Source organism: Staphylococcus sp. HMSC063F05 (assembly GCF_001837075.1).
GTDB classification, from domain to species: Bacteria; Bacillota; Bacilli; order Staphylococcales; family Staphylococcaceae; genus Staphylococcus; species Staphylococcus epidermidis.
Genome location: NZ_KV831368.1, coordinates 1 through 11,313, shown reverse-complemented (window position 1 = coordinate 11,313; position 11,313 = coordinate 1). Strand labels below are relative to the sequence as shown.

The window sequence follows — 11,313 nt, the reverse complement described above, 5'->3', positions numbered from 1 at the left end:
ATTTTTTTCATTGTTAAATATCCTCCTAAAAATTTAAATAATTAATTTCATATAATGAATAGTCATGTGACTAAAATATTTACTTTGTTATCCTTGGTTTCGTTCTTTTTTAACGACAAGCATTACTTTATCAGAAAAATGTACGTTTGTGTGCGGTGTTATCATTTTGTAATGTTTACATAGAGTTATTTCGTTAAACGAAGTCTGTAAATAGCGTAACGAAAGCATGTAACTAACAATGTTTCATGTAACGTTTTATAATTGTTATATTCTTGTAATAATAAATTTTGCTATTATTACAACTTTAGCTTTGATGAGTTTAATCTATCTTTTAAATATTTAGCCAATAAAGAATATTTACTTGATGTAAATTTAATCTTAGATATCGTTAAGATTGTTCATAAAATTGATAAAAAATGAGGTGAGACAGAATTCGTATCGAATTCGTTATCCCACCCCATCACTATGGTGAACTATAATAATAAATACCATATACCCATTTTTGACTTAATTGTTTTTGTCATCTCATTAAATCATGACTAAGGAAACACATTGAATCTAACTCTAATTTCTAGTGATATATAGCTCTCTTATTTTTATTTTTGAATATTATTTTTCATTAACTTCTTTCATTTTCTTAATGATTTCATTAGATAATGCCTTAACACCACTGTATTCCAAGTGAATACCATCATATGCAAAATACTCAGAATGACCTTCAGATGTTTTATACCAATCAACAATATGAACATTTTTATGTTTCTTAGCTACTTGTTCCATAATTTTATTATTAGTAGACTCGTAGTCTCTCGGTACTCTTACCTTAATTAAGTAAATATCTGCTTCACCTAAAGAATCAATTAATTCATTCATTTGATCTTTCGTAAACTCACCGTTTGTACCAAGTTCTATCACAACACTCTGACCTTTTTTAGTATAATCTTGGTACTTTTGATTGATTAAATCTTTACCCTCAATTAACTGTCGGCCAACTTTTCCATCAATATTAGCATTTGGTACTTTTTCACTAAAGACTTGACCGATATCTACCATTACTGAATCTCCCAGCAATAATGGAGACGCTTCTTTAGGATTAAAATGTTGTTGTGAAGACTTATCTTGATTATTTTCATCTGGCTTTTTAGGTTTTGCTTTCTGGTTCGTTTTAAAAGATTTTTGTTTCGCAGCTTGTTGTTTATCATGCTCTTTACCCAAACTATCATAGGCACCAAATACTATGAATGCAGAAGGAACAAGCAAGATTAACACAATAATCGTTCTTGAAAATCTTGTTAAATTTTTCGGTATCACCGTGAATGCTTTAAATCCATTTTTTCTAATAGGTGTTTCGATAAATTTATAAGATACTTCAGCCATGACAAACATAAGTATCACTTCACAAATATATACAAACCAAGGAATCTGACCTTGTACGAAATAACTATTCATAAAAATAATGATAGGATAGTGCCATAAATATAAACTATACGATCTCTTACCTATATAAATAAATAACTTGAAACTTAGTATTTTCTTTAAAACACTTGATGGATGCACAACGCTTGCAATGACAAACAGTGTTAAGAACGAGATGGCATAAAATCCTCCACTATATATCCATTTATCTTGATCACTAACCACTACAAACAAATAAATGAGCACTGCCATTCCGACTATGCCTATTGCACTTATACTTGCTTTAGCACCTTTAGATATATCCTTTCTGAAAGAGAACGGTGGCCAAATAAATGCTAGTAAGCATCCTAATAATAACGTTTGTAAACGTGTGTCAGTCCCGAAATAAACTCTAGAATTGTTACCTGTATACATATGTATCGTTATCATTGCAGTTAATGATAATAAAGAGATGATTAATAGAATAATCATTGTAGTTCTCTTTTTGAAAAACTTTAATAAGCCTAAAAGTATAAATGGAAAGAATAGATAGAATTGTTCTTCAATAGCTAATGACCACAAATGCTTTAATGGCGCTACAGCAAATTGATTAAAATAGTCTACGTCTTGTATGATATACCACCAGTTAGAAACATAGAAAAGTGCTGCTATAGCATCATGTTTTATACTAATAATTAATTCGGGTTTAAATAGTAATGTATATATTAAAACAACCGTGACAACAAACATCATTGCTGGTATTAATCGTTTAAATCTTCTAAGCCAAAAATTAACTAAATTAATAGAATTATTTCTATAATACTCACTTAATAATAAACTAGTTATGAGATAACCAGAAATGACAAAAAAAGTATCTACTCCAAGGAATCCACCAGATAACCATTTCGTATTTAAATGATAAATGATTATCCCAATGACTGCTATAGCTCTCAAACCATCTAAACCAGGCAAATAGTGCGGTTTATAAGTTTTGTTGAGACGTCTATAATTGTTCTCGTTCATTCAATTACACTCCGTTTAATTTTTAAAATACTTGCTCTTAATATTATCACAATTACATCCTCAATTGCATTGACATGTCATCTTTTTACTTTAATATTATACTTTAACAAATTAAATAGGTATACATTTATTAGAGCATCTTCATATAAGTTGTGTAGGCAAGCAATTTAAATGTATCTATATATGATATTAAACACACCATTTATATAACCATATCTTTTAAATAAATACAAACATAATATCATTTAATTTTATTATATTTTTTCAGTCTAGATGTTATATTTTCACTTTGTTAACATCACTTTGTTATATAAATCATTTTAATTAGACTTTCAAATAAAAAAGAGCCTAGAACACAAAGCAATGTGTCCTAGGCTTTTTAATGTATTGCATCGATAACTAAAATTAAAACTTACTTATATACAAGGAGTCAATTTTAGTCCTCGTTGCTGAGAGAACAACGAATGCTGTCTCACTCTTTCTAATTATATTATTAGATTTGGATTACATACCCCAAGCAGATAAACCTTGTGCTTTATATGCTTTATAAGCGGCATTGATTTGATCATTTACTGAACCAGTTGAACCCCAACCTGGCATAGTTTGGAATAATCCAGCAGCACCTGAAGCATTACGTGCATGTAATTGACCATTTGATTCTCTAGCAATGATGTGTTCCCATGTTGAAGCAGATACACCAGTACGTGCAGCCATTTGAGCAGCAGCATATGAACCTACAGAACCAGCAGTATTACCATTTGATAATCTTACTGAACTACTGTGAGAGCTGTAGTTATGGCTTGGTGCTGAGTATGAAGTAGTTGATGTGCTGTAGCTACGACTTTCTGAAGAAGTTGGAGCTGAAACAGCTTGTACATTTGTGTTACTAGATTGTGTATTTGCACTTACTTCTTGGTTTGATGATGATTCTGTGTAATCAGCATCTGAACCAGCTACAGCGTAGCTCCATGACCATTCAGAACCATTTGAAGTGAAGTTGTATTGGTATCCATTGTCTACGAAATGAATATCGTAAGCACCAGCTTGAACTGGTTTAGCATTTAATTCTTCAGGATTATGTTGTGCTAAATCTACTAAGTGTGCTTTATCAACGTTTGTAGTTTCTGAAGCGTGTGCTTCATGTCCTGATAAACCGTAACCTGCAATTCCTAAAGATACTGCTAATGTAGAAGCGATAACTGTTTTTTTCATGATATATAAATCCTCCAGATATAATTTAAAATTTGTTTGTTTTGTTATTTAAATGTTTTAAATTCGTTGTGCTATATTGAAAATGTTTTTTGTTAACTTTTGACGCTACCCACTATAACATAAAAATCGCCTTTGTATATTACACGTTCCTTACAAAAGGTTACAATATCAACATTGTTTTGTAATCTTAAAACAGATATATTTCAGTTTGTAACATATAATTCCTTAATATTAGTTTCATATTCCACCTTAATTTAAGTAATTACCTTGTGTTTCAAGCTGAAATACTATTATATTAAGTTATCTGTAAAATTACAGATTGCAATGTTGTTACATAAATGAAATAATTCTAACTATTTGATTCTAAATATTATCATTTTTTATGAAGGTTTGCTTATTTTAATGATGTTACTTTTTAACTCTTATTCTTTAATAAACAAAATGTAACTCTATATATCAATTTGGAACTCAAAATATCTTTTATATTAAACGACGTTACCATTTTCTATATAGGTGAGTTATCATTTTAGACTATATAATAGAAGAAACACATCGTTCTCATTCATAAACATTTCATTCATTATATTAAAAAAGAGAGTGAGACCAATGAATAATGCTTCATCCATGGTCTCACTCCCGAGATTTTTATTTAAAATTAATACGTCTTAACTCCCCATAGTACTTCTTCACATTTTCTAATAATTGTTTTAAGTACTTCAATCCGACTCGTTTTTTTATGATCTGCCGGAACAATATACCAAGAGGCATATGAAGTGTTTGTAGATTCAATCATATCATGACTTGCTTCTAAATATTCATCCCATTTTTCTCTATTACGCCAATCTTCTTCAGTAATCTTCCATTGTTTATCAGGATTATTTTCACGGTCTTTAAAACGCTTAAGCTGCTCATCTTTATCTAAACATAAGAAGAATTTTAATATGATTGTACCTTCATCTGTCCACATCTTTTCAAATTGATTGATTTCATCAGATGCTCGTTGCCATTCATTCTGGCTTGCAAAACCTTCTACACGTTCAACTAGTACACGACCATACCAACTCCGATCAAATATTTCTATATGACCTGATTTTGGCATCTTTTTAGCAAATCTCCACAAATAATGATGCTTAAGTTCGACATCCGTAGGTGCACTAATACCATTCACTTCATATCCTGTTGGATCTAATTTTTCTCTAATACGTTTAATATTGCCACCTTTACCAGCAGCATCCATACCTTCGAAAACCAAAACAAGGGGAATCTTTCTTTCATATAAAGCAAATTGGATTTCTCTCATTCTCTGTTGCAATTCAACAATGAGATTTTTATACGTTTTTTTGTCTACTTTCTCAAGATTATTATTAAATAAAGAAGTCGTAAAGCTTGATGTGAACTTACCGTTGACTTTAGTTGTTTGTTGTTCAACTTTTTTTATAGCTTGCTCAAGTCTATCTATTAAATGTAAGTACATTTTTTCAAAAGCATGCTCGCGCTCTGTGTAATCGATCACTTTCCAATCTTTATCTTTGTTGATGAATTGATGCATTTGATTTAGATAACTTTCTTGAGGTATAACATTTTCATATTCTTGAACTTTCCATCTAGTTAATGGATTATCTTTTGTCTGTTGAATATGTTCATTGCGTTTTTCTTCATTTATTTCTATGAAAAATTTTATAATTTCATAGTTATCATTCTTTAACATCGATTCAAAATGATAAATTTGATTGACTAAAACATCATAATTTTTATATTGATCATGCTTAATTTTATTTTCTTTATAATCTAAAAAGTGTGAATACCAACTTCTAAAATAAATATTTATATTGCCCTTTTGTGGTAAAGTATTCCAATATTTTTGTAAAAATTGGTAACGTAAATCGTTTGACTCTGGCGATTTAGTAGCTATAAATCGCGAATATTTGGCATCTAGGTGCAATAGTAATTCATTTGATAAACGTGTCTTCCCCGAAGCAGGAATCCCCTCAAATAATACCATAATTGGAATACCTAATTCATGAGTACGTCGACTTAATCGAGCTACTTTTAATTGTAATTCTTCTAGTTTCCCTGACATCGTTTCACCCTCTATATATGTTAAAGTTAGATGTTATATTGTTATATTTTAACATAGAAAAATCTCTTCAACGTTCTAAACGTCGAAGAGATACGAAGCTTTATCCCATAAATTTAAAAATATCATTCTCATACAAATGAATTAATCTTCTAAGTATTAAATCTAAAATCCATGCAACTAGAAACGGCACAACAAAAAAGGCGATGACAATAAGTAATAAACTTAACCATGCAGAATCAACATGCATAAATTTAAAGGCATTAATAGGCCCAACCATTCCGATAAAACCAAATCCTGCTGATTCTTTTGTTCCTGAAATACCAATAATCCCTGAAGCAATACCAGATATTGCCGCTGTCAAGAAAATCGGAATCATAATGACAGGGTATTTAACCATATTTGGCATCATCATTTTCACCCCACCGAAAAATATTGATAAAGGAATACCTACATGATTAACTTTGCTGGTACCAATCAATAATACAGCTTCTGTCGCTGCTATACCTATTGAAGCAGATCCCGCAGCAATACCTGATAATCCAATAGCAATAGCTATGGCTACAGTTGACAATGGTGATATGATTATAAAACTAAACACCATAGAGATTAACATACTCATAAACACTGGTTGTAATTCAGTAAAGCTATTAACCATGTTACCAATTCCCGTTGTAATTAACCTTACATATGGTAAAGTAAATACGCCGATTGTAGCTGCTAAACCACCAACAACTGTCGGAAAAACAATTAAAGCCATACTACCAACACGTTCTTCTATTAATAAAATAAGTAACACGGCGATGGATGCAGTTAACATCGTATTAATTAAATCCCCAATTCCCGCAATTACCCATGTACCTTGTTTAAATTGAGCTGCACCACTACCAACATATGAGGCACTTGCTACTACAGCTATTGCTAAAGGTGTCATATTGAACTTCATAGCTATCAATGCTCCAATAAGCGCTGGCACTGTAAATTGGATGGCTTGAACGACCCCTAATAAAGTTTTGAAAATAGGATGATATTGCATAAAGTATTTAAAAATTTCTCCCAAAATTGCATTTGGAACGAGTCCGGCTACTATTCCAATTGCTACCCCTGATAACACTCTAAAAACAAAATCCTTTGGTCCATCGATATTTTTTATCGTCGACATAAGTTAAACCTCCCAATGTGCTAAGTGAAATTATGTATAAAAAGAGTCTCGAAGCCCATATATGATTCAATTAAATCTTTCTTAGATGCTGTAACTTAGAGGGATAATTAGTGAAATGCATATATGACATTCAAGACTATGCTCAATAGTATATCATATTTTTCTGAAAATTAAGATAACTTATTCGACATTTAATTCAAAACATTAATTTTTTTAATTAAAATACACTTCATAACCTTTAGTTTAAATACTAACGTTATGAAGTGTTAGCTAACTCGTCCTATTTGAAATAATAAGTGCTTTACTCTTCCTCATTTTTAATTTTAGCTTTGCGAGATTCTTTTTTATATTTTTGATACATCAATAGCATGATAACAAACCATACGGGTGCAGAAAGTACGGCATAACGCGTTGCACTATTAATCAATAGTATAATAAAAATAAATGCAAAGAACCCTAAAATACTGTAAGCCATGTATTTTCCGCCCCACATTTTATAGTTACTTTCTTTATGCTGTTTCGGTTCATGTCTTAAATAACCTAGATACGCGATCATAATAATTGTCCAAATCATAATATTTAAAACAGTTGAAAATGTTGTAATTTGTACGAACACTTTAGTCGCATCTTTAAAAATTGCATTTAACACGACTGAAATACTTAATAAGCCACATGTCACTAAAATAGCATAATGTGGTACGCCGTGCTTATTGGTTCTATGTAAGAATGCTGGACCTTGCTTTCTTCCAGCTAATCCAAACATCGTACGGCTATTAGCAAATATACCACTATTACAAGAAGAGGCTGCAGCTGTAAGTACAACAAAGTTAATAATACCTGCTGCAAAAGGGATTCCAACTAATCCAAACATTTTAACGTATGGACTGTCAGCAGGATTCAATTGTTGCCATGGTACAACAGACATGATAACTGCCAACGATCCTATATAAAATAATAATATTCTAAACGGTACATTATTAATTGCTTGAGGAATTGTTTTGTGAGGATCTTTAGTCTCCCCTGCAGTTATTCCAATCAACTCAATACCAATAAATGAGAAAATTGCCATTTGGAATGACATGAAGAAACCTTGTGCACCATTAGGGAAAAAGCCTCCGTCTTTCCATATATTCGTTACCGTTGCAGGGCCATAGCTTGTCTTCATTCCAAATACAATCATAACAACACCAACGGCTATCAAAGCTAAAATAGTCAAAACTTTAATAATAGATAGCCAAAATTCTAATTCTCCAAATAATTTAGCACTGAATAGATTTAAAGCAACTAAAACTAAAATAGTCGCTGCAGCTGTTAACCAGTTTGGAATTGTTGGATACCAGAAGGAAACATACTTGGCAACAGCAGTCACTTCTGCCATTCCTGAAATAATCCATGTTAACCAATATGTCCACCCCACCATAAAACCTGCCATAGAACCAATATGATGATGAGCAATGTCACCAAACGATTTAAATCCTAAATTGGATAACAGTAATTCTCCCATAGCTCTCATGAACATAAAGAGAACAAAACCTACTATTATGTATGTTAGTAAGATAGATGGGCCTGCTAAATGAATAGATTGGCCAGCACCAAGAAATAAACCTGTTCCAATAGCCCCGCCAATAGCAATTAATTGTATATGTCTATTGCTTAATTCTCTTTGCAGTTTATCTGCCATAATCTTTTCTTCTCCATTTCATAGAGTAAATCACTGACTGAAAATTATGTCGTACGTCATACCCCTTTTTTTATAATAAATTTCTTTTAATCACAGAAAAATCGTATTACAAATTTAAATATACCCTATTTTTAAAATTTTCAATCAATCTTATGTTTAAAAACCTCACTAAAGCCCGTTGATATCTTTAGTGAGGTCGATGTTCTTTATTCTAAAATGATTTTCATAGAGCGTTGTACACTATCAGCATACATACCACCAAATTTAAGTAAATGTATCATAAGTAAATATAATCTATAAAATTCTATACGCTTTTGTGATCCCTTGGCTAGTGGTAACTGTTGATTATATTCATCATAGAACTCTTGTGTAAATCCACCAAATACTGTAGTGATTCCTATGTCAAATTCTCTATCTCCATATAGTGGTGCAGGATCAAATAAAGCAGGTTGGCCATTTGTTAAGAACATGTAGTTACCTCCCCATAAATCACCATGTAACAGAGAGGGCTTACTAGTATGATTTGAAAGTTCATCAACAATAACTTTTCTTACACGTTCATACATTTTTTTATCTTCTTGTTTCCACAATCCTACACGTAATAACTCATCTTGTAAGTGATCCATTCTACGATTTATAAAAATCTCTTTCCATGTCTCAGTCCATGAATTATCAAAGGAAATATCTGCACCTTCATGTGGTAAACGGAATCCAAATTTATTATCTTGTTGGTATTGGCTATGCATTCTAGCAACTAATCGAGCAAGCTCTCTTTGACTCCCTTGACTACCTTCTTCAAGAAAACTTAATAATAAATATGCATCTCCATTTATCTCTCCACTTGCAATTACTCTTGGAGCTGTTATACCTGCATTTTCAAATTCATTTAGTCCTGCAATTTCTGCGGCATAAAAGGCTTCTGATCGTTGACGTTGAACGAGTAGAAAAAAAATATCTTCTTCAACTGTAGTGACTTTAAATGCTTCATTTACATCTCCGCCACTTACTGGAGAAATGTCTTTCACATTGTCAAGTGGCAATGCGCTCATCCATTGTTCATTCATTTTCTCACCCTCTTAACTTTATATTATATCTACATTATTATATTACCTATAATGAAAACATTAATCTTAAATTCTTTATATTATTAAATTAAGTCAATTTTTTAACTTTCTAATATTTAACTATGAAATTTTACATGAAAATGCTAGTCTATTAAAAGAATGAATTTCAAACATATTAACTGGGGATAGTAAGCCTCAAATATAATGAAATAGGAGCATTTATATGTACAAATTAGTTAAGCCTTTATTATTCAAATTAGATCCTGAACGAGCACATGGTTTGACCATCAATGCGTTGAAGTGTGTTCAAAAATGTTCACCCATTTTACCTATCGTTAATAAGTTATTTACTTATAACAATCCAATATTAACGCAACACATTCACGGTATTTCTTTTGATAATCCTATCGGGTTAGCTGCAGGTTTTGATAAATCTTGTGAAGTTCCAAAAGCACTTGAAAACATTGGCTTCGGTGCAATTGAACTCGGCGGTATAACACCTAAGCCTCAACCAGGTAATCCAAAACCACGCATGTATCGTTTACTAGAAGATGATGCACTCATCAATCGTATGGGATTCAATAATAAGGGTATGAATAAAGCACTAAGTAATTTACGTAATCATTCATGCTCAATACCAGTAGGATTAAATGTTGGTGTGAATAAAACAACTTCCTATGAAAATCGCTATCAAGATTACATTAAAGTGATTGACACATTTAAAAATGACGTCTCATTCTTTACAGTGAATATTAGCTCCCCAAATACAGAAAATCTCCAAAACTTTCACGACGAAGATGAATTTTCGATGTTATGTGATGCTTTAAATTCATTTAAAGCTAAGAACAATATTAATGTACCTATCTTTTTAAAGTTAACATCTGATATGGAATTAGATGGTTTTAAAAAAATCTTGCCTTCAATTACAGATACATTCGATGGGGTTATGTTGGCAAATACGACACGACAACGCGATGGATTAAATTCAAAAAATAAAATACAAAAAGGTGGCTTGAGTGGCAGACCATTATTCCAAAGAAACTTACAACTGGTTAAATATGCCTATCAACAAACACGAGGTAACTTCTTAATTATTGGAACTGGTGGTATATTCAGTTCTGAAGATGCTATCAAAATGTTAAGAAACGGTGCATCATTACTACAAATATACTCTTCATTAGTCATTGAAGGACCAGGTTTGACTAAGAAAATGAATAAAGAAATTGCGCATTATTTAACTCGACATGGTTATGCTAATGTAAGTGATATTATTGGTTTAGATGCATAAATTACAATTATGAAGCTGCCTTTTAAATAATGAATAATTTAATAAATAACGTATAAAAGTTTAAGAATGCTATTATTCATTGGAGGTCCTATCATGGATAAAATAAACAAAGAAGATACCGATACTAAAAAAGATAGTAATAACAACTATAAACATCAAAATGACCATATAGATAGACAAGGTTTAAATGGTTATCAAAAAACTGATTTAGATCTTGAGATAGAACGAGAACTACAGGAAATGATGGAAAATGGAGAATCTAATAAAGAAACAAAAAGTAAGCATTTCAAAATCTTATCTTTCGTTTCAATGATTGTCATTGTAGTGATAGCCATCATACGATTCATCCAAAAAACGATATAAATATACAAATGAGCCTGGGACAAAAAGGTCCAAGATAAGTAAATAAAG

General features: G+C 31.3%; 8 protein-coding genes. 2 read left to right on the top strand and 6 right to left on the bottom strand.

What is annotated here, in order from left to right:
- Window positions 1-609: 609 nt before the first annotated feature.
- The 6 genes from HMPREF2576_RS10480 to HMPREF2576_RS10455 form a co-directional block, all read right to left on the bottom strand.
- Window positions 610-2,418 carry an acyltransferase family protein gene (locus HMPREF2576_RS10480; RefSeq protein ID WP_002438073.1) on the bottom strand — a complete coding sequence of 603 codons (1,809 nt, stop codon included), beginning with the start codon at window positions 2,416-2,418 and terminating at the stop codon, window positions 610-612.
- Window positions 2,419-2,922: 504 nt separating this feature from the next.
- A complete protein-coding gene (locus HMPREF2576_RS10475) occupies window positions 2,923-3,630 on the bottom strand; it encodes a lysozyme family protein (protein WP_002438072.1) in 708 nt (235 codons plus the stop codon).
- Between the two features lie 655 nt (window positions 3,631-4,285).
- On the bottom strand, window positions 4,286-5,710 hold the full coding sequence (locus tag HMPREF2576_RS10470; protein WP_070856262.1) for a phosphate--AMP phosphotransferase: 1,425 nt from the start codon (window positions 5,708-5,710) through the stop codon (window positions 4,286-4,288).
- A gap of 100 nt (window positions 5,711-5,810) precedes the next feature.
- Entirely contained in the window at window positions 5,811-6,869 is a 1,059-nt protein-coding gene (locus HMPREF2576_RS10465) for a PTS sugar transporter subunit IIC (RefSeq protein ID WP_001830678.1), read from the bottom strand.
- A gap of 301 nt (window positions 6,870-7,170) precedes the next feature.
- Window positions 7,171-8,550, bottom strand: coding sequence for an amino acid permease (locus HMPREF2576_RS10460; protein WP_001830673.1), 1,380 nt, complete (start codon window positions 8,548-8,550; stop codon window positions 7,171-7,173).
- A gap of 206 nt (window positions 8,551-8,756) precedes the next feature.
- Complete coding sequence (locus HMPREF2576_RS10455) at window positions 8,757-9,614, bottom strand: fructosamine kinase family protein (protein WP_001830635.1); 858 nt, start codon at window positions 9,612-9,614, stop codon at window positions 8,757-8,759.
- A 223-nt stretch (window positions 9,615-9,837) separates the two neighbouring features.
- On the opposite strand from HMPREF2576_RS10455, the gene HMPREF2576_RS10450 reads away from it, so the two are divergent.
- Together HMPREF2576_RS10450 and HMPREF2576_RS10445 are read left to right on the top strand one after the other, a co-directional pair.
- Complete coding sequence (locus HMPREF2576_RS10450) at window positions 9,838-10,902, top strand: quinone-dependent dihydroorotate dehydrogenase (protein WP_001830663.1); 1,065 nt, start codon at window positions 9,838-9,840, stop codon at window positions 10,900-10,902.
- 93 nt (window positions 10,903-10,995) lie between these two features.
- Complete coding sequence (locus tag HMPREF2576_RS10445; RefSeq protein ID WP_001830640.1) at window positions 10,996-11,265, top strand: hypothetical protein; 270 nt, start codon at window positions 10,996-10,998, stop codon at window positions 11,263-11,265.
- Window positions 11,266-11,313 lie beyond the last annotated feature (48 nt).